This window comes from Bacteroidota bacterium, from assembly GCA_016195025.1.
Lineage (GTDB): Bacteria > Bacteroidota > Bacteroidia > Palsa-948 > Palsa-948 > Palsa-948.
On record JACQAL010000040.1, the window covers coordinates 20,471 to 40,819 of the forward strand.

The 20,349-nt window shown below is 39.5% G+C and carries 20 protein-coding genes and 1 riboswitch; of the genes, 11 read left to right on the plus strand and 9 right to left on the minus strand.

The window, feature by feature from the left end:
* From HY063_08230 to HY063_08240, 3 genes are read right to left on the minus strand one after another with little or no spacing between them, the layout of a single operon-like run.
* Window positions 1-630: a thiamine phosphate synthase gene (locus HY063_08230; GenBank protein ID MBI3501768.1), complete on the minus strand. Its 630-nt coding sequence runs from the start codon at window positions 628-630 to the stop codon at window positions 1-3.
* Between the two features lie 47 nt (window positions 631-677).
* Window positions 678-1,415, minus strand: a complete 738-nt coding sequence (locus HY063_08235; GenBank protein ID MBI3501769.1) for a geranylgeranylglyceryl/heptaprenylglyceryl phosphate synthase — start codon at window positions 1,413-1,415, stop codon at window positions 678-680.
* A 9-nt stretch (window positions 1,416-1,424) separates the two neighbouring features.
* Window positions 1,425-2,066, minus strand: coding sequence for a 4'-phosphopantetheinyl transferase superfamily protein (locus tag HY063_08240; protein MBI3501770.1), 642 nt, complete (start codon window positions 2,064-2,066; stop codon window positions 1,425-1,427).
* A gap of 129 nt (window positions 2,067-2,195) precedes the next feature.
* Here HY063_08240 and gdhA point away from each other — a divergent pair, with 129 nt between their 5' ends.
* The 10 genes from gdhA to thiE all read left to right on the plus strand — a co-directional run bounded on the left by gdhA (window position 2,196) and on the right by thiE (window position 12,182).
* Window positions 2,196-3,602: an NADP-specific glutamate dehydrogenase gene (gene gdhA / locus HY063_08245; GenBank protein ID MBI3501771.1), complete on the plus strand. Its 1,407-nt coding sequence runs from the start codon at window positions 2,196-2,198 to the stop codon at window positions 3,600-3,602.
* 126 nt (window positions 3,603-3,728) lie between these two features.
* A complete protein-coding gene (locus tag HY063_08250; GenBank protein ID MBI3501772.1) occupies window positions 3,729-4,658 on the plus strand; it encodes a bifunctional riboflavin kinase/FAD synthetase in 930 nt (309 codons plus the stop codon).
* Window positions 4,655-5,263, plus strand: coding sequence for a leucine-rich repeat domain-containing protein (locus HY063_08255; GenBank protein MBI3501773.1), 609 nt, complete (start codon window positions 4,655-4,657; stop codon window positions 5,261-5,263). The genes HY063_08250 and HY063_08255 overlap by 4 nt, the downstream gene beginning before the upstream one ends.
* A 53-nt stretch (window positions 5,264-5,316) precedes the next feature.
* Window positions 5,317-5,417: riboswitch (TPP riboswitch) on the plus strand.
* 52 nt (window positions 5,418-5,469) lie between these two features.
* Window positions 5,470-5,670, plus strand: coding sequence for a sulfur carrier protein ThiS (gene thiS, locus HY063_08260; protein MBI3501774.1), 201 nt, complete (start codon window positions 5,470-5,472; stop codon window positions 5,668-5,670).
* Window positions 5,671-5,770: 100 nt separating this feature from the next.
* The gene (thiC, locus tag HY063_08265) at window positions 5,771-7,411 is read left to right on the plus strand and encodes a phosphomethylpyrimidine synthase ThiC (GenBank protein ID MBI3501775.1); all 1,641 of its coding nucleotides are present in this window, start codon (window positions 5,771-5,773) and stop codon (window positions 7,409-7,411) included.
* Window positions 7,398-9,599 carry a tetratricopeptide repeat protein gene (locus HY063_08270; GenBank protein ID MBI3501776.1) on the plus strand — a complete coding sequence of 734 codons (2,202 nt, stop codon included), beginning with the start codon at window positions 7,398-7,400 and terminating at the stop codon, window positions 9,597-9,599. Before thiC ends, HY063_08270 begins: the two co-directional genes overlap by 14 nt.
* Window position 9,600: 1 nt before the next feature.
* Entirely contained in the window at window positions 9,601-10,131 is a 531-nt protein-coding gene (locus tag HY063_08275) for a thiamine phosphate synthase (protein ID MBI3501777.1), read from the plus strand.
* A 10-nt stretch (window positions 10,132-10,141) separates the two neighbouring features.
* Window positions 10,142-10,897 (plus strand): hydroxymethylpyrimidine/phosphomethylpyrimidine kinase, encoded by a 756-nt coding sequence (locus tag HY063_08280; GenBank protein MBI3501778.1) that lies wholly within the window; start codon window positions 10,142-10,144, stop codon window positions 10,895-10,897.
* 2 nt (window positions 10,898-10,899) lie between these two features.
* Window positions 10,900-11,541: a carbonic anhydrase gene (locus tag HY063_08285; protein MBI3501779.1), complete on the plus strand. Its 642-nt coding sequence runs from the start codon at window positions 10,900-10,902 to the stop codon at window positions 11,539-11,541.
* Window positions 11,538-12,182: a thiamine phosphate synthase gene (gene thiE, locus HY063_08290; protein ID MBI3501780.1), complete on the plus strand. Its 645-nt coding sequence runs from the start codon at window positions 11,538-11,540 to the stop codon at window positions 12,180-12,182. The genes HY063_08285 and thiE overlap by 4 nt, the downstream gene beginning before the upstream one ends.
* A gap of 17 nt (window positions 12,183-12,199) precedes the next feature.
* Here the strand turns inward: thiE and clpX are convergent, their stop codons facing one another.
* From clpX to HY063_08315, 5 genes are all read right to left on the minus strand, one after another.
* Window positions 12,200-13,453: an ATP-dependent Clp protease ATP-binding subunit ClpX gene (gene clpX / locus HY063_08295; protein ID MBI3501781.1), complete on the minus strand. Its 1,254-nt coding sequence runs from the start codon at window positions 13,451-13,453 to the stop codon at window positions 12,200-12,202.
* Between the two features lie 3 nt (window positions 13,454-13,456).
* Window positions 13,457-14,152, minus strand: coding sequence for an ATP-dependent Clp endopeptidase proteolytic subunit ClpP (gene clpP / locus HY063_08300; protein MBI3501782.1), 696 nt, complete (start codon window positions 14,150-14,152; stop codon window positions 13,457-13,459).
* Window positions 14,153-14,170: 18 nt separating this feature from the next.
* The gene (gene tig, locus HY063_08305; GenBank protein MBI3501783.1) at window positions 14,171-15,511 is read right to left on the minus strand and encodes a trigger factor; all 1,341 of its coding nucleotides are present in this window, start codon (window positions 15,509-15,511) and stop codon (window positions 14,171-14,173) included.
* Between the two features lie 90 nt (window positions 15,512-15,601).
* Window positions 15,602-16,741: a hypothetical protein gene (locus tag HY063_08310; protein ID MBI3501784.1), complete on the minus strand. Its 1,140-nt coding sequence runs from the start codon at window positions 16,739-16,741 to the stop codon at window positions 15,602-15,604.
* 9 nt (window positions 16,742-16,750) lie between these two features.
* Window positions 16,751-17,326: a DUF2267 domain-containing protein gene (locus HY063_08315; GenBank protein ID MBI3501785.1), complete on the minus strand. Its 576-nt coding sequence runs from the start codon at window positions 17,324-17,326 to the stop codon at window positions 16,751-16,753.
* A gap of 222 nt (window positions 17,327-17,548) precedes the next feature.
* Here HY063_08315 and HY063_08320 point away from each other — a divergent pair, with 222 nt between their 5' ends.
* Entirely contained in the window at window positions 17,549-18,811 is a 1,263-nt protein-coding gene (locus HY063_08320; GenBank protein MBI3501786.1) for a sulfate adenylyltransferase, read from the plus strand.
* A 23-nt stretch (window positions 18,812-18,834) separates the two neighbouring features.
* Here the strand turns inward: HY063_08320 and HY063_08325 are convergent.
* The coding region (locus tag HY063_08325) for a CTP synthase (GenBank protein ID MBI3501787.1) at window positions 18,835-20,349 on the minus strand (1,515 nt) is incomplete at its 5' end.

The following is a 20,349-nucleotide window of genomic DNA, read 5'->3' on the forward strand; positions in this document are numbered from 1 at the left end:
TCACTCCATCGGAATTTTCAGTTCGTTAAATTTTTCTTTTACTTTTTTGAATTCTTCCACCGGGTATTTTGTTTTCCAGATTCCGGAATAAAATGCGAGCCCGTTAAATCCTAACTCGTATGCTTTCTGAATTGTATCAACAGAAACTCCACCGCGAGCAAGCACTGTGTATTTTGTTTGCCTGAGTGCATTGCGAAGATTCTGTTCCGAAAATCCTGCCTGAAAATTTCCGGATAAACTGTCGAACACAGGCGAGAGAAGTACGTAATCATATTTCGGTTTGTAGTCGAGAATATCTTCAATGCTTCTGAACGTACAGGAGAGTGCAAGTTTTCTTTTTCGCAATCTGAACCAAAACATTCTGAGCGCGGTTCTTAACTTTCTTTTTTTATGAGAGCGGGAAATATAAACACCTTTCAGATTAAATTTCATTACAAGTTCGTGATGCGTATGTATGACAATGCGCGGATGATATTTTTCAGGAATTTCCCCTATGAAATTTCTGAGCTGCCGAGTAGAATATTTTGTCTTGCGCAAATGATAGGTCTGCAATCCCTGCTCAAACATATTCAGCAGGAAAGGAATTTCAGATTCTTTTTTATCGGAAGGAGAAATTAAAATTACTTTCATAAACACTAATTGCACTAATTTTCACGAATTAAAATCACAAATAAAAATCAATTGGTGTTAACTCGTGCTAATTCGTGGCTGATTTTTTTTACAAGTGTAATATCTTTTTCAATTCCATTGCCAACTACAATCACATCTGCTCCGGCTTTGCAAAGCGCTTTTGCTTTTTCAGCGGAGTTAATTCCCCCGCCAGCAATCAGCGGAACAGAAATATTTTTCTCTACGTTTCGAATGATTTTCTCACTTAAAGAATTTTTTGAACCACTCCCTGCCTCAAGATAAATCATTTTCATTCCCAAGAGTTCGCCTGCAATAGAAGTAGAAACGGCAAGATTTATATCTGAATTTTTTATCGGAGAAGTGTGTGTGATTTTCTGTGTTGAAATATTTTTCCCTCCGCCAATCAAAATATAACCGGTCGGAATAATTTCGAGTTTTGATTTTTTTAATTGCTTTGCTGCGCGAATGTGTTCGCCAATTAAATAATCCGGATTTCTTCCTGAGATAAGCGAAAGCAAAAGTATAGCGTCTGCCTTTTCTGAAATTTGTTCCCGGCTTCCCGGAAAAATTACCAGAGGGATTTTTGTATTCTTCTTAATTGTGTTTACACAGCGATGAAAACTTCCGTTCTTTAATTCGCTTCCGCCAATGAAAATAAAATCCACTTTTGATTGGTTGCATTCATCAATAACTTCCGGATTGAATTTATCGGGGTCAATGAGAACAGCGAAAAGTTTTTTGCCTTTCTGTTCACAATTGAGAATATAGCGGAAGATTTCTTTCACAAGGTGAAATTATTCATTCAGGACATATGTCAGCATAAACTCTTTTCCATCTGCTGAAATTTTTTCGTAATGCAGGATATATTTCTTTCTTTCCGAACCGAAAATAATTTCTCCCATAATTTTTCCTTTTCCTAAATATTCAAACGGTTCGACAAAAAGATTTTCTTTAAAAGTTAATTTTTTCTTCCCGTATAATTTATACAGCGATTCTTTCACGCACCAGTAAAGCGTGAGCTCTTCTTCTTTATGTCCGCGCTCCAGCGCTTTCAATTCCAAATCACTCATAAATTTTTCTTTAATCCGCAAAACATTAGGCTTGATTTGTTCAATATCAATTCCCGTTTCCTTTTCATCAATGATGAGCGCAAGAAGATTATGAGAATGAGAAATGGAAATATTTTTTTTTGAATTTTCTAAAAATGGTTTATTGTTTTCATCATACACTATTTTCAGATTTTTATTTCCTGTTATTTCTTCCAGCAGAATTCTTGAAACAAGCCATTCTTTTTTTCTATGCTCATAGGAAAAACCGTTCACAATTTTTAAATCTTCTTCAGAAAAATTTTTCATCTTCAAAAGTTCATCCACCGGTTCTGTAATATGCCAGATACTAAGTTTTCCCCTGTTGCCCGCGTTTCTGAGTAGGAACATTCCCATCCTGCAAAACTCCAAAAATTAAAGAAAAATCCTCCATTTTTTTCATCTAAAATTCCCTGTAAGAACTTATCGTGATTAAGAAATATTTTTACCTTCGGCAACCAAACAACAAAAGAAAAATTTATGGCAACTACCACAGCAAAAGCACCTGCGAAAGCAGCGAAAGCAAAATCAAACGGACACAGCAAAGCAGAAAATGAAATCAAAAAATTCATGGCAAAGGTTTCGGCAAAAGATCCGAACCAGCCGGAATTTTTACAAGCGGTAATGGAAGTTGCCGAAGCGGTGATTCCGTTCACTTTGGAAAATCAAAAATATGCTGACGCGAAAATTCTCGAGCGCATTGCAGAACCCGAGCGCCTGCTCCAGTTTCGTGTGCCGTGGGTAGATGATAAAGGAAGATTTCAGATTAACCGCGGTTTCCGAATTCAAATGAACAGCGCTATCGGTCCTTACAAAGGAGGTTTGCGTTTTCATCCTTCGGTAAATCTTTCCATCTTAAAATTTTTGGCGTTCGAACAGGTTTTCAAAAATTCTCTCACCACACTTCCGATGGGCGGAGGAAAAGGCGGAAGCGATTTCGATCCGAAAGGAAAATCAGATAACGAAGTGATGAAATTCTGCCAGTCGTTTATGACTGAACTTTCAAAACATATTGGTGATAATACAGACGTTCCCGCAGGAGACATTGGCGTGGGAGGAAGAGAGATTGGTTTCATGTTCGGACAATATAAAAGAGTGAGAAACGAATTCACAGGAATACTTACCGGAAAAGGTTTGCAGTATGGCGGAAGTTTGATTCGCCCGGAAGCAACCGGTTACGGCTGTGTTTATTTTGTTCAGGAAATGCTCGCAACGCGCGGAGATTCTTTCAAAGGAAAACGCGTGGTGGTTTCCGGTTCAGGCAATGTGGCGCAGCACTCAATTGAAAAAGTAAATCAACTCGGAGGAAAAGTGGTTACCGCTTCCGATTCGGAAGGATATATTTACGATCCGAACGGAATCAATGCGGAAAAACTTGCGTTCATCATGAATTTGAAAAATGAAAAACGCGGACGCATAAAAGAATATGTGAAAGAATATAAATCGGCAAAATTCTTTGCGGGAAAAACTCCATGGGAAGTTAAGTGCGATGTGGCGCTTCCATCTGCAACACAAAATGAACTGAACGCAACCGATGCCGAGTTGCTCGTGAAGAACGGATGCATTGCGGTTGGCGAAGGCGCGAACATGCCAAGCACTCCCGATGCAGTTACAATTTTCCAGAACAACAAAATTTTATTTGCTCCCGGAAAAGCTTCCAACGCGGGCGGTGTTGCAACTTCCGGTTTGGAAATGTCGCAGAACTCTCTGCGCCTTTCCTGGACGCGCGAAGAAGTTGATCAGAAACTTCACGGCATCATGAAAAACATTCATGCAACCTGCGTGAAGTACGGAAAAGATGGCGACTACATCAACTATGTGAAAGGAGCGAACATCGGAGGATTTGTAAAAGTTGCCGATGCAATGCTGGCGCAGGGAATGGTGTAATAAGAAAATTTCTGAAAGAATGGAATCCCATGAGAACATCATGGGATTTTTTTTTGAACGATTCCTATTTATTCTTAAAAAGAATAGAAATTTTTATTTCGTATTTTTATCAGTAAAATACAATCTTTGAAAATCTACGACAGCATAGAAAAATTTTCGGGTGTGAAAAATCCCGCTGTCACCATCGGCACTTTTGATGGCGTGCATTTGGGGCATCAGAAGATTATTCAGCAATTGAAAGAAAGCGCGGAATCTGTAAAAGGAGAATCGGTGATACTTACTTTTTATCCGCATCCGCGCATGGTGCTTTTTCCCGATGACGAGGACTTGAAACTGCTGAACACCGAAGAAGAAAAAAAAGAACTGCTGGAAAAATTCGGAGTGGAGCATTTAATTATTCATCCGTTCACGAAAAAATTCTCGCGCATTACTTATACAGAATATGTACGCGATATTCTGGTAAACAAACTGAAAACAAAAAAGCTCATCATCGGCTACAATCATCACTTCGGCAGAAACCGGGAAGGAACTTTTCAGAAACTGAAAGAACTCGCGCGCATTTATAATTTTGAACTGGAAAAAATTTCTGCTCAGGTGATAAACAAAGTTGAAATCTCTTCCACCAAAATCCGAAAGGCATTAATGGGCGGTGATATTAAAATTGCGAATAAATTTCTAGGTTACGAATACTCTATCAAAGGAAAAGTTGTTAAAGGAAAAGGATTAGGCAAGCAACTCGGCTATCCAACGGCAAACATCCAAATAGATGATAAACATAAACTGATTCCTGCTGATGGGATTTATGCAGTGACTGCTGAAGTAGAAAACAAACTATACAACGGAATGATAAGCATTGGCTTCAATCCGACAATTGGCGGTGATAAAAAAAGTATTGAGGTTAACATCTTTGATTTTGAAAAAGAAATTTATGGCGAAAACATTCGTATCTTTTTCAAACAGAAATTACGAGACGAAAAAAAGTTTGACAGCATGGAAACATTGAAGAAAGCCATTGACGGAGATAAAGAAAAAACGTTAAAGATTTTGAGCGCATGAAATCATTTATAAAAATACTTCTGCCTTCTGCCTTCTCCCTTCTGCCTTCTTTTCTTTTCGCCCAACTTCTCGACTCCGCACAATTCAACGCTGCAAAAATATATACCCATCTTAATGAAGCGCTCGAGAATCCGGATAAAGTTTATCGCCTTGACCTTAGTAAAAAGAAATTGAAAGTTTTTCCGATGGAAATTCTCAAATGCAAAAATCTTCAGGAACTTAATCTCAGTAAAAATAAATTGGATTCTCTTCCGGAAGAAATCGGACTGCTGACCAATCTGCAAGTGCTGAATGTTTCAGGAAATAAATTACAATATCTTCCTGATTCTATAGGAGAATTAAAGAATCTGAAAAAACTGGTTGGCTCTCGCAATTCTTTAATTGCGCTTCCCAAACGCATAGGCGATCTTGAAAGCATAGAAATCCTTGACTTGTGGGAAAATGACCTCTCTGTTTTTCCGGAAGAACTTTCCAAACTAAAAAAACTCCGCTGGATGGATCTGCGCGTTATCATGATCGATGATAACCAAGAAGAACGTATCCGCCAGCTTCTGCCGAAAGCAAAAATATTTTTCTCACCTAATTGCCATTGCGTGACGGGGTGAAATGTTGATAAGCCAGATTTTCTTTTCTCAATATTTTTTTCATCTTTGGCACAGAAAACTTATAGGGGTGTTTGGGCATAATGTCTGAACTGAGAGCAAACCCTTGGAACCTGATTCAGGTAATTCTGACGCAGGGAATAAGTGAAAAATCTCTCCTTAAGTTTTCCTGTTATCACCCTGAGCGAAGTCGAAGGGTCTGTTTAATTATGAATCTGACTATAAATAATGAACAAAAACAATTCTCCGGAAAAAATATTTCCGAATTGGTGGAATCATTAAATATGATTTCCACAAATGGGATTGCTTTAGCCGTGAATGAAAAAGTAGTTCCGAAAACTGAATGGGAAAAATTTCAACTGAATGACAACGATAAAATATTAATCATAAAAGCAACGCAAGGCGGATAATTAACCGTCATTGCGAGCGAAGCGAAGCAATCTCACAGAATTTTTTTGTGGGATTGCTTCGGGCGAAACGCCCTCGCAATGACGAATAAAAAATAAAACTATGAAAACCGAAAAACTCCCAACCAGCGCGACTATAACCCGCGAACCATTTCCCAACTCCAAAAAAATTTATGTGAGCGGAAACATCCATTCCGACATAAAAGTAGCGATGAGAGAAATTGAAATCTCAAGCGGTATCGCTTCCAAAAATGGAAATGGAAACGCAAAAGAAAAATATATTGCTTACGACACAAGCGGTGCGTTCACCGACCCATCAATAGAAATTGATTTGCAAAAAGGAATTCCCCGTTTGCGTTCGCAATGGAAATTTCAGAGGAGCGGAAAAAATATTTCTCAAATGCATTATGCACGAAAAGGAATTATCACTCCCGAAATGGAATATATTTCCATTCGTGAAAATGTTTCTGTTGAATTTGTGAGAGACGAAGTCGCCCGCGGACGAGCAATAATTCCTTCCAACATCAATCATCCCGAAGCGGAACCGATGATTATCGGAAGAAATTTTTTAGTGAAAATAAATACCAACATCGGAAATTCTGCAGTGAGTTCTTCCATTGAAGAAGAAGTGGAGAAAGCGGTTTGGAGTTGCAGATGGGGAGGCGATACGCTGATGGATTTGTCAACGGGAAAAAATATTCACGAGACGCGAGAGTGGATAATCAGAAATTGTCCTGTGCCCGTGGGAACTGTTCCGATTTATCAGGCGCTTGAAAAAGTAAATGGCAAAGCCGAAGACCTTACCTGGGAAATTTTCAGAGATACATTAATTGAGCAAGCCGAACAAGGCGTGGATTATTTTACCATGCACGCTGGAGTTTTGCTTCGCTACATTCCGCTTACGGCAAAAAGAGTGACGGGAATTGTCTCGCGAGGCGGAAGCATTCTCGCAAAATGGTGTCTCGCTCATCACAAAGAAAATTTTCTTTACACGCATTTTGAAGACATCTGCGAGATTATGAAAAAGTATGATGTTGCATTTTCTCTCGGTGATGGATTGCGTCCCGGAAGTATTGCTGATGCAAACGATGAAGCGCAGTTTTCAGAATTGATTACGCTCGGTGAACTCACAAAAATTGCGTGGAAGCACGATGTGCAAACGATGATTGAAGGACCCGGGCATGTGCCGATGCACCTCATAAAAGAAAATATGGATTTGCAATTGAAGCATTGCCACGAAGCGCCATTTTACACGCTCGGTCCGCTCACCACCGACATCGCGCCCGGCTACGACCACATCACTTCTGCCATTGGCGCAGCGATGATTGGCTGGTACGGCACTGCGATGTTGTGTTATGTAACTCCGAAAGAACATCTCGGGTTGCCGAATAAAAAAGATGTGAAGGATGGAGTGATTGCTTATAAAATTGCCGCGCACGCTGCCGACCTTGCTAAAGGACATCCCGGAGCGCAGTTGCGGGATAATCTTTTGAGCAAGGCGCGTTTTGAATTTCGCTGGGAAGACCAGTTTAATTTATCGCTCGACCCCGACACGGCAAAAGAATTTCACGATGAAACTTTGCCGCAGGACGGAGCCAAGACCGCGCACTTCTGCTCTATGTGCGGACCGCATTTTTGCTCGATGAAAATTACTCAGGATGTTCGCGAGTATGCAGAAAAAGGAATGCTTGAAAAGTCAAAAGAGTTTGCCGAAGCAGGAAATGAAATTTATGTTAATGAATAAAAAGTTTTTGGGCGTTCCCCTCGGATTCCCCCTTGATGAAGGGGGAAAGTTTCGGCTTTGCGAAACAGGGGGATGTCCTCGGGTCGGGCTATTCGCTGCAATCCCTGACCAAAGCGTCAGGGGATTTCCGCTGCTATCCCTAACGCAAATACAAAATTGCAGTTTCAACTTTTGTGTTTTGTTTTTCTCATTAATATTTTCTTTGCCGTCTTTTTCACAGATAAATAAAAAAATTGATTCTCTAAAAAGAGTATTAGAAATCACTGCTGTTGATTCAACAAAAACGAATTTATATCATGCTATTGCTTGGCAATATCTTGAAATCAATCTAGACTCTGCAATGCTTTACGATGGAAAAGGATTAGCATTAGCAAAAAAAATAGGATTTGCAAAGAGAGAAGCCTATTTATTAGATTTGGAAGGATATATTAACCTGTATAAAAGTGATTTTGAGAAGGCAATCCAACTTCATATTGACGCTCTAAAATTACATGAGAAATTAGGCGATAAGATGGGATCAACAAGAAGCATTAATGGAATTGGATTTGTCTATGATATGCAAGGGAATTATGACAAAGCAATTGATTATTATCAGCAATCTCTAACCATTTTAAAAGAATTGAAAAGTGATCTAGGTATAGCATCTTCTTTAAACTACATAGGAAATATTTACAGAAAGAAAAAAGATTATCAAACTTCATTAAAATATTTATTTAACGGACTTAAAGTAATTGAAAAAAATCCTGATCCTGAATTTCGAGCATCTGCTTATTATGAAATTTCCAATACATATTTTGAAAGTGGTCAATTAGATTCATCTATCAAGTATGCTTTGAAAGTCACAAAAATATATGAGAGCATGAAAGATACAATGGCTGGGCGATATGCTGATATGTTAAATACGATTGGTTCTATTTATAAGAAACAGGGGAAATATGAGCAAGCAATCAAAATTTGCAACGCGAGTTTCTTAAAGGCAAAGAAAATTGGAATTATTGATGTTATGAAAGAAGCAAGTAGGACTCTATCGGAATCGTATTCTAATATAAAAGATTTTCAAAATGCTTACAATTTTCAAAGTATATATTCCAAAATTAAGGACAGTACTTCTACAGGATCTCAGGTTGCACAATTAGAAGCAAAATTTTTGAAAGAAAAAAATGACGCTCTCCACAAAAAAGAAATTGAGCATCATGAACAGATTGCAAAAGAAGAAAATTATAGAAAGAATATTATTATCTGGTCAGTTGTTGCCGGACTATTCCTCATCATTCTGTTTTCCATTTTTATTCTTAACCGTTGGCGCATTACAAATAGACAAAAATCAATAATTGAAAAACAAAAATTAATAGTTGATGAGCAAAGAAAATTAGTTGAAGAAAAAAATAAAGACATTACCGATAGCATTAACTACGCACAGCGCATACAGCGGGCATTGCTGGCGAGTGATTCACTCCTTGCCCCTGCCCTAAAGGGAGAATTTGCACAGGATTATTTTATTCTCTTCAAACCAAAGGATATTGTTTCGGGCGACTTCTACTGGGCTACAAAAGTTTCCTCCCCTAACGGGGGAGGTCAGGAGGGGGCTCGGTTTTATTTAGCAGTATGTGATTCAACCGGGCACGGAGTTCCCGGAGCGTTCATGAGTTTATTAAATATTTCTTTCCTCAATGAAGCGATTAATGAAGAAGGATTAATTCAGCCGAATGAAATTTTTAATCACGTTCGCCAGCGCTTGATTCAAAATATTTCCCAGGATGGAGGCAAAGACGGAATGGATGGAATACTAATTCAATTAGAAATTAAAAATGAAAAATTAAAAATTGAATATGCAGCCGCGCACAATGCGCCAATTTTAATTCAGGACGGAAAACTTATCGAACTCGATGCGGACAATATGCCCGTAGGTTTGAGCGACAGAAAAAATTCTTTTACGCTTAGGGCTGTTGAACCTCAAACTTCAGACCTCAAACCTCAAACCTTGTATTTGTACACCGATGGCTTTGCCGACCAGTTTGGCGGTCCGAAAGGGAAAAAATTCAAATACAAACCGCTTAATGATTTGTTATCGGTAAACAGCAACAAACCAATGAATGAACAAAAACTTATTCTCGAAAAAACTTTTGAGGACTGGAAAGGTAATCTGGAACAGGTGGATGATTTGCTCATAATCGGAATTAAAATCTAAAATGAAACTCATCGTCATATCATCACCAGAAAATATTCCGAATGAAATTGGAATAATAAATTCTCTGTTTGAAAACGGGTTGGAAATTTTTCACATACACAAGCACGATTTTTCAGAGGAAGAAATAAAAAATTATTTTGGAAGGTTTCCAAAAAAATATTCCTGCAGAATTTTTTATCATTCACAGTTTCCAAAATTTTATTCGCTGAATGAATTAGATAATTATTATAAGAAATATGAATATGCTTTCCTCTCCCCCATTTTCGACAGCATTTCTAAAATTAATTACAAATCAAAATTTGATTTACAAGAAGTGAAAGAAAGAATTAAACACAAAAAAATTATTGCACTTGGAGGAATTGATGAAGATAAAATTTCAATCTGCCATAAACTTGGTTTTGCAGGAGTGGCTGTTCTCGGAGCAATATGGAACAGCCCAAATTCTATAGAGAAGTTTAAAAGATTAAAACTGCTTTGTCATGCTGAACGAAGTGAAGCATCTGTTTTAGATTCTTCGCTGCGCTCAGAATGACAGAACCATTATGCCAAAAGAAAGACCTTGTGTTTTAAGTATTGCCGGCTTCGATCCCAGCGGAGGCGCGGGAGTTCTTGCGGATATAAAAACATTTGAACAGCATATGGTTTTAGGAATGGGAGTTGTCACCGGATTAACTTTTCAGAACGATTCCGAATTTGATGGAGTGAAATGGATTGAGACCAATGAAATCATAAAACAGATTGAAGTTCTTACGAGAAAATATAGATTTCAGTTTGTGAAATTTGGAATGATAAAAGATTTAGAAACTCTTGAACAAATTATTTCCTTTTGCCAACTGCCGACTGCCGACTGCCGGCTGGTTTGGGATCCAATTCTACAAGCAAGCGCAGGATTTGAAATTCATAAAAACTTTGAAAAAGAAAAACTCATTTCCATTCTCAAAAATATTTATCTCCTCACCCCCAACACCGATGAAATAAAAATTCTTTCTGGAGAATCAGATGAAATGAAAGGAGCAAAAGAATTATCAAAATATTGCAATGTATTTCTGAAGGGCGGGCACAGCGAAAAACAAAAGGGGAAAGATTTCCTGTTTACAACAGACGGAAAGGTTTTTCCATACAGAGCAAAGAAAATTTCAGCAACAAGAAAGCATGGAAGCGGATGTGTACTATCTTCGGCAATCACGGCAAATCTATCGAATGGAAATAATCTTCAGCGCTCTTGTCTGAAGGGAAAAGATTACGTGACAAAATTTTTATCGAGTAATAAAACATTGCACGGCTACCACAAAAATTGACTATGGAGGAATTATATAAAAAACTTCTCGAAGGAAATAAAAAATGGGTTGCTAAAAAACTCAAGGAAGAACCCAACTTCTTCAATGATTTAGCAAAAGGTCAGCAACCGGGGGTGTTATGGATTGGCTGTTCGGACAGCCGCGTTCCCGCCAATGAAATCACCGGAACAAAATCAGGCGAGGTGTTCGTACACCGCAACATTGCAAATATGGTCGTTCACAATGACACAAACTTGCTGAGCGTGCTTGATTTCGCGGTGAACATTTTAGAAATAAAACATGTGATTGTTTGCGGACATTATAACTGCGGAGGAATTACTGCCGCGCTCAGCAACAAACATTATGGAGGAATGATTGACAACTGGCTCAGCAATATTAAAGATGCGTACCGACTTCACAATAAAGAACTGGATAAAATTTCTGACTTGGAAAAAAGAAATCGCAGATTGACCGAACTCAATATCATCGAACAGGTTTACAATCTCTGTAAAACATCTATCATTCAACGTGCCTGGGAAAAACATAAGCGTCCGCACGTGCACGGATGGGTGTATGATGTTTCCAACGGACTAATAAAAGATTTGAACGTAACGGTGCGCGATGATTCCGAAATGCACAGCATTTATAAAATTGCTTTCAGGTGATTTCCAGATTTCATTACATCACACAGGATATTTTGAATTTTTCTCACTCGCAACTTGCCGAATTCGCCTGCAAAGGCGGAGCAGATTGGGTTCAACTCAGGGTGAAAAATAAATCTTTTGATGAGTGGAAAAAAATTGCAGAAGAAACAAAATTAATTTGCCTCAAGTACGGAGCAAAATTAATTGTCAACGATAATATTCAGATAGCAAAAGAGATTTGTGCAGATGGAGTTCATCTTGGAAAAGAAGATATGAATCCGAAAGAAGCGAGAAAAATTCTTGGAAATAATATTATTATCGGAGGCAGCACAAATACAATTGACGATGTAAAAAAAAGAATTGAGGAAAGTTGTGATTACATTGGAGTTGGTCCGTTTCAATTTACATCAACAAAAGAAAAACTGAATCCTGTTCTTGGATTATATGAAATAAGAAAAATCGCTGAGCAGTTCGGAAATAAAATTCCGATGATTGCGATTGGAGGAATTAAATTAGAAAATATTGAATCCTTAATGCAAACCGGAATTCACGGAGTGGCGGTTTCATCGGCTATAAATCTGGTGGAAGATAAAATTGAAGCCACAAAAAACTTCTGCCACAGATTACACAGGTTCTCACAGATGAAAAAAGAATCAGTGTAAATCTGTGAAATCAGTGGCTATGCTGCTTTCAATCTCTTCAACTTGCTTCTGGAAAGTTTTTCTTTTGCGTAATCGAGTGTGATATGAAGTTCTTTTGTTTTTCCTTCCGAAGGAATTTCGAACATCGCATCTGTCATCACCGCTTCGCAGAGAGAGCGCAAACCACGCGCGCCTAATTTAAACTCTGTTGCTTTTTCTACTATGAATTCAAGCGCTTCATCATCGAAAGTAAGTTTCACTCCGTCCATTTCAAAAAGTTTTACATACTGCTTGATAAGCGCGTTCTTCGGGTCAGTGAGAATTTTTCTCAATGCGCTTTCATCCAGCGGAGCCAGATAAGTGAGCACAGGCAAGCGTCCGATGAGTTCGGGAATCATTCCGAATTTTTTTAAATCGGGAGGAGCCACATACTGCAAAATATTTTCTCTATCAATCGCGTCCATTTCTTTTGATGCAGCATATCCAAGCGACTGCGGTTTGATTCTTCGCGCAATCATTTTTTCAATTCCGTCAAACGCACCGCCACAAATAAAAAGAATATTGGAAGTATCCACCTGAATTAATTTTTGCTCCGGATGTTTTCTTCCGCCTTGCGGAGGAACATTCACCGTTGAACCTTCAAGCAGTTTTAGTAATCCTTGCTGAACTCCTTCTCCGGAAACATCGCGCGTGATACTTGGATTATCTCCCTTGCGGGCAATTTTATCAATCTCATCTATGAAAACAATTCCTCTTTCAGCGGACACAACATCAAAATCCGCCACTTGCAAAAGGCGCGCGAGAATGCTTTCCACATCTTCACCCACATATCCAGCTTCCGTGAGAACGGTTGCATCCGCAATGCAGAATGGAACGTTCAGAATTTTTGCAATGGTACGAGCAAGTAAAGTTTTTCCTGTGCCTGTTTCACCCACCAAAATAATATTTGATTTTTCAATTTCAATTTCATCTTGTCCTTTTCCTGTGGTGCGTTTCGGCTTCTGTAAAATTCTTTTGTAATGATTATACACGGCAACAGACAAAACTTTCTTTGCGTCATCCTGCCCGATTACAAATTCATCCAGATGTTTTTTGATTTCGCTTGGCTTCACAAGATTCAAAACAAAATGAGAAGATTTTCCTCCCTTTGCTTTCAGTTCCTGCTTCACTACTTGGTGTGCCTGCTCGGTGCAATGATCGCAGATGTGTCCGTCCAAGCCCGACACCATCACGTTAATGTCCTGCTGGTCTCGCCCGCAAAAAGAACATTTTATATTTTTCTGACTTGCCATAAATTATTTTGTTGTGCGTACAAGAACTTCGTCAATCATTCCGTAATCCTTTGCTTCCTGCGCGGTCATCCAGTAATCACGGTCAGAATCTTTCCAAACTTTATCGTACTCTTTTCCGGAATGTTTCGCAATAATTTCATACAGTTCTTTTTTCAGTTTCTGAATTTCACGCGCTGTGATTTCAATATCTGATGCCTGTCCTTCCGCTCCGCCCATCGGCTGGTGAATCATCACGCGTGCGTGCGGAAGCGCGCTGCGTTTTTTCGGTTCGCCCGCGCACATAATCACTGCGCCCATACTTGCTGCCATTCCTGTGCAAATAGTTGCAACATCCGGAGCGATGTATTGCATCGTATCATAAATTCCAAGCCCTGCGTAAACTGAACCGCCCGGAGTGTTGAGGTAAATCTGAATATCTTTTTTTGCGTCAACTGATTCTAAAAATAAAAGCTGCGCCTGAATAATATTTGCAACGTAATCGTTGATGGGCACGCCAAGAAAAATAATCCTGTCCATCATAAGGCGGGAGAACACATCCATCGTTGCCACATTCAACTGGCGCTCTTCGATAATCGTTGGAGAAATATAATAGTCACCGCGAATCGTACTGCTGCTTAGTTTCGTGTAAGCATCCATAGTCAGACTGCTAATGCCTTTGTGTTTGGTTGCATATTTTCTAAATTCGTTTTGGTCAAACATAAAAAAATGATTTATTAATTAATGTGTATGTTCTTTCGTTTTGAAAAACTCATCGTAAGTTACTTCTTTTTTCTCTATCGTGAAAGTATTTTTAAAAAGGTCAATTAACTTTTGGTCGTATAATCTATCGTAAGCATTGCGAATTTGTTTTTCATCCGCCATAACTTTTTTTACAGAATCTTTCACCGTTGCTTCATCCGCGTTTGCCATTCCGTGTTTTGCAAAATTCATTTTCACAAGATTCGTAACGTAATGCTCCACTTCTTCCGAAGTAACGGCAACCTGGTATTTTTTCAGCAAATAATTTTCGAGCAGCTGCCACTTGAGCGCGTCTGAATAGGAGTGATATTCTTTATCAACTTGCTCAACAGAAATTTTTTCTTTATTTGTGGCGAGCAAATATCTTTTCAGAAATTCTTCCGGCAAAACGAGATTTGTTCTTTTCAAAAGTGATTCGACCACTTCATTCATAAATTTCCTGTCGCTGTCCGAAACAAACATCACGGCAAGCTCTTCGCGGATTTTATTTCTGAATTCTTCTTCGCTGTTTATTTTTCCAGGACCATAAATCTTATCGAAGAGTTCTTGATTCACTTCCGCCTGGACAATGCGGCTGAGATTTTTCAAACGGAATTGAAGAGAAAGTCCGGAAAGTTTTTCTGCAGGCAACTCTAATATTTCAAAAAGATATTGCGCATCATCAGAAAGATTTTCGAGAACAACTTTATCTTCTTTCTTCAGTCCAACAAGTTTTGCTTTGTTCTGCGCGTTGGTGATTTTGGAAATATCGAGCAGCGTGGTTTTGAAAGCTCCTCCGGGAACAACATTTCCTTCTTTATCCACTTCGGTGAAATCTCCTATGAGAACATCTTTTTCTTCACTCGCTTCCGGATGAATCACCTGACCGTAATTCCTGCGGAAATAATCCACGTGCTTGTTGATGAGTTCGTCATCCGCCTTCACAGTATAGTACGGAAATTTTTCTTTAGAAGAAAGTTCAATGTCAATTTTTGGCGCGAGCCCGAGGTCATACTGAAATTCAAATTCCGTTTGGTTATCAAAATCAATATGTGAATCTTCTTTCGGAAGCGGGTTGCCGAGAATGTCAATTTTATTTTCCGAAATATATTTATGCAGCGATTCTGAAAGCATATCGTTAATTTCCTCCACGAGAATATGTTTTCCGAAACGCTTCTTCACCAAATCCACCGGAACTTTTCCGGGACGGAAGCCGGGCAAATCAACCTTCTTCTGGTATTTTTTCAGCGCGTTGTTGTACCGCTGAAGATAATCCGAAGGCGTGATTTTCACTTTCAAAACTGCGTTCAAATCATCCACATTTTCTTTGACAATGTCCATAGTATATAATAAGGTATAAGGACGGCAAAGATAAAAGAAAATGGGTGATGAAGTTTTGGGTGAAAACTGTAAAAATTTTACGTATAAAATTTAATATCTGGTCACCAGCGCAACTCTCTGCATTTTTTTCAGCGCGCCATTTTTAACAAAGGAAACTGTTCCGTTTTTTTCGAGCACGAGTTCGATTAAATCATCCACCGCATCATCGCGCACTTTTAAACCTAGAATGTTGGACGACTTCGCGTAAATTTTTTCGCTGTCGGGTTTCTGAAATCCCGGCTGGCGAAAATCTTTTTCCACTACGAGCAGCAAACCTTTTCCTTCTTCCGCATTTCGCCAAACATCTTTCAACCCCATAACCAAACCTCGCGTCTTGATTTTATTTTCCAACTCTTTTATCAAAACAGTTTCCGAATCGCGCTGATGCTGTAAAACTTTTTTCCAGGTTTTCATTTCAAACTCTTCTTTCTTTTTGTCGGAATAATTTCCCGCCACCTGTGTGATTATTTTTTTCTGATACTTCGTTACTTCGAGAAAGCTGCTCAGGCATTTCGCCACACCGGAAATTATGATGGGAATTTCTCCTGTCAAATATTCGGGAAGCACAGCATCAACGGTTCTATAAAATTCTTTCAGCCGGATAATTTTTATAATGCTCGTATCTTTTTCCGTGCTCTTGAGCGAATTGCCGTAAGAACTTCCACGTGCGGGCTTGTTGTAAATAAAATCGTCTTTATATTCCTTCGGAAAATTTTTATCCGCGATTTCCCTATGAATTCCATCCTTCCCGATAAACAACCTTGCTGAATTTAATGTGAGCACCAACACAAGATATTCCGCCATGTAATGTTCCTTGTAAAGCATATCGCGGATTTCAAATGAATCGCCAATAATTATTTTCTCTGTTACATCAAAAGGAAAATAAACTAAGTGTGCAATGTTTTCCGAAACAAAAATTCCAACTCCTTTTCCGCTGTGAATAAAATTAATTTTATCGTGAAGTTTAGTAATCGTATCCGAAATTTTTTTCAGAAGTGCTGCCTGCGTTTTATCTTTTGCCCGGATTTGCTTGAGTTGCTCTTTAGCTTTTTTGATTACGTTTTTTACCCTGGCAGGATTCTGATTTCTTTCCGGAGAAATTTTATACATAGGAGTAATAATGGAAATGCAGAGCTTTCCCGCTTCTTCAAACATTTCCTGCAATTCAGGGCTTGTAAATTTTTTCTTCACAAAAAGAATTTAATAATCTTCTATCGGCGCCACTATTTCCTTGTTGAGCATGTTTTTTATATGCCGCATTTGCCCGGCACTCATATTATTTTCCAAAACAAAAAACACCGCCTGCAAACTTTCTTCGATGGATTCGGCATCAGGAAAGTCGGCAAAGGCAGCAAGCCCGTCCCTATCATAAATGTAATCGAGGAATTCTTCTTTGTGGCGGAGAATCACAGGCGTTTTTGAAATATCATATTGGTCGAGCCAGATTGCCTTGAGCATCATCGGCAAACCTTGCGCAAACTGAATGGAATCATCTGCCGGCAAACGGTCGCGCAGCGCGTGAAGCACTGCGCGCGTAATCCGCGCAGCGCGGTTGCGGTTGGTATTTAATTCTTCGGCAACATCTTTTATAAAACGGTTTCCTTCCGAAGCGTATTCTTCAAAGTTCATGGTTTTAATTTTTCTTCTGCGTTCTTCGGTGGAAGTTTTGTAAATGCGGTTCCATTTTTCATCCTCTACCCGCTGGCGTGTTCCGTTACCGAGTTCGGGTTTATAAAGGGAGCGAATTGCATTTTTGGTGGGTGAATGGTTTTTCATGAGATTATTTTTAAAATTGTTTTCAAAAAAGATACCTTGCTTAAATTTTATTCTCTGAGAAAAATAGTTCTCAGTTTGTCCTGCTAAATTCACAGTAATGAAAAGAAAAGGAAATGATAAAAATCATATACAGAAAGAATCCATGTCATTTTTTTCCGACAGGATTTTAAAAATACTTCAGCGAAAAAAGTTTTTGTAACTTCACGCTCCTTTAGAAAATTCATGGACTTGCTTCGATTTCTCACAGCAGGAAATGTGGATGACGGCAAAAGCACGCTCATCGGGCGATTGCTTTACGACAGCGGTTCTGTTTCAACCGATATTTTGCAGGCGGCAGAAAAAGCGAGCAAAGGAAAAAACAATCCCGCTAATGGCGGGACAGGCTCCGCGGAAATAGATTTATCGCTTCTCACCGATGGCTTGCGTGCCGAACGCGAACAGGGAATTACGATTGATGTGGCATATAAATATTTTACCACTGCAAAAAGAAAATTCATTATTGCCGACACGCCCGGGCATGTGCAATACACGCGCAACATGGTAACGGGCGCGTCCAATTCCAACCTTGCCATTATTTTGATTGATGCGCGCAACGGAATCACCGAGCAAACCTGCCGCCATTCCATTATCTCATCTATGTTCGGCATTCAGCATCTTGCCGTGTGCGTGAACAAAATTGATTTGATGAATTATTCTGAAAAAGTTTTCAATGAAATTGTTTTTGCCTATAACGAGTTTGGTAAAAAACTTTTCGTGAAGGACATTACCTATATTCCTGTCAGTGCAAAGTTTGGCGACAACGTGGTGGAAAAATCTTCAAAGATGCCGTGGTACAAAGGAAAAATGTTGCTTGCACATCTGGAAACTGTAGAAGTGGACAGCGATATAAATTTTTCTTCCTCGCGGTTTCCCGTACAATATGTGATTCGTCCGCAGAAAGATGAACTGCATGATTACCGCGGCTATGCCGGAAAAATTGTGAGCGGTGTTTTCAGAAAAGGAGATGAAGTGAAAATTTTACCGGCAGGAATTTCTTCCCGCATTAAGGAAATTGAAATGGCGGAGAAAAAACCGGATGAAGCATTCGCTCCTCAGCCGGTTGTAATTCATCTTGAAGATGACATTGACATCAGCCGCGGAGATTTGATTGTGAAAAAAGATAATTCCATTTCAACAACGCAGGATATTGAAGCAACTGTTTGCTGGATGAGCGAGCTCCCGATGAATGTGGGAGCAAAATTTTTAATCCGTCATCATGGAAAAACGGTGAAAGCATCGGTGCGCGATGTGCTTTACAAAATCAATGTGACTTCGCTTGAAAAAATAGAAGGAGAAAAATCTGTTTCGCTGAATGAGATTGCCCGCATTCAACTTCGCGCTGCCTCTCCCCTCGCCTTAGATGAATTTAAAATCAATCGCGCCAACGGTTCTTTTCTCCTCATTGATGAAAACACGAATGATACGGTGGGAGGTTGCGTGGTTTAAACTCACGCGTGCCTGCCTGCCGGTCAGGCAGGCACTTTATTCTTCAGCGAAGAAATTTCCACAGCAGCGTTTATGAAACCAACGAACAGCGGATGCGGATGCGCAACGGAACTTTTATATTCAGGATGGAACTGCACGCCAATAAACCAAGGATGGTCTTTGAGTTCTACAATTTCAACGAGCCCGCCTTCGGGATTTATTCCTGAAGCGAGCATTCCCGCTTTTTCAAAATCACCAAGGTATTCGTTGTTGAATTCATAGCGGTGGCGGTGGCGCTCGGAAATATTTTTTTCCTTGTAAACAGAAAAAACTTTTGTGTCTTCTTTCAGTTCGCAGGGATATGCGCCCAAGCGCATCGTTCCGCCTTTATGCGTAACATTTTTTTGCGCTTCGAGTAAATCAATTACCGGAGAAGAAGTGGCAGGATTTATTTCGGTGGAATGCGCATCGGTCTTTCCCAAAACATTTCGCGCGAACTCAACCACCGCGCATTGCATTCCCAGACAAATTCCGAGAAAAGGAATTTCATGTTCGCGCGCAAACTTAATAGCAGTAATCTTTCCTTCAATTCCCCGCTTGCCGAAACCGGGAGCGACAATCAATCCTGAAAGCCCGCCCAATTTTTCAGAAACATTTTCTTCGTTTATCCATTCCGAATGAATCCACTCAACATTCACTCGGCAATTATTCACAGCGCCTGCGTGAATCAATGATTCGGAAATTGATTTGTAGGAATCTTTCAGTTCAATATATTTTCCAACGAGCCCGACTTTCACTTCAAACTTCGGATGCTTCAACTTTTGAAGGAATTGTTTCCAATCTTCCAAATCAATATTTTCAGGAACGGGCAGGTGAAGTTTATTCAATACTACCACATCCAGTTTTTCTTTTTCCATCAGCAGTGGTACTTCGTAAATCGTGCTCGCATCAATCGCCTCTATCACCGATTCAGTTTCCACATTGCAGAAGAGCGCAATTTTTCTGCGGATGTCTTTGTTCAGTTTATGTTCGGTGCGGCAAACTAAAATATCAGGCTGCACTCCGTATTCCTGCAAAGTTTTTACCGAATGCTGCGTGGGTTTTGTTTTCAGTTCGCCTGTGGTGGATAAATAAGGAATAAGCGTGAGGTGAACCACGAGGCAATCTTTTCCGAGTTCCCATTTCATCTGGCGCACCGCCTCCACGTAAGGGAGCGATTCAATATCGCCAACCGTTCCGCCAATTTCCGTGATGACGATTTGATACTTATCTGTTTTTCCCAGCAAGCGTATGCGCGATTTTATTTCATCGGTGATGTGCGGAATCACCTGCACGGTTTTCCCGAGATAATCTCCGCGCCTTTCTTTATCAATCACGCTCTGATAAATTTTTCCTGTGGTAACATTGTTCGCCTGTGAAGTGGGAACAGAAAGAAATCTTTCGTAGTGTCCCAAATCCAAATCTGTTTCCGCGCCATCATCCGTAACGTAACACTCACCGTGCTCATACGGATTCATTGTGCCGGGGTCTACATTTATATAAGGATCTAATTTTTGAAT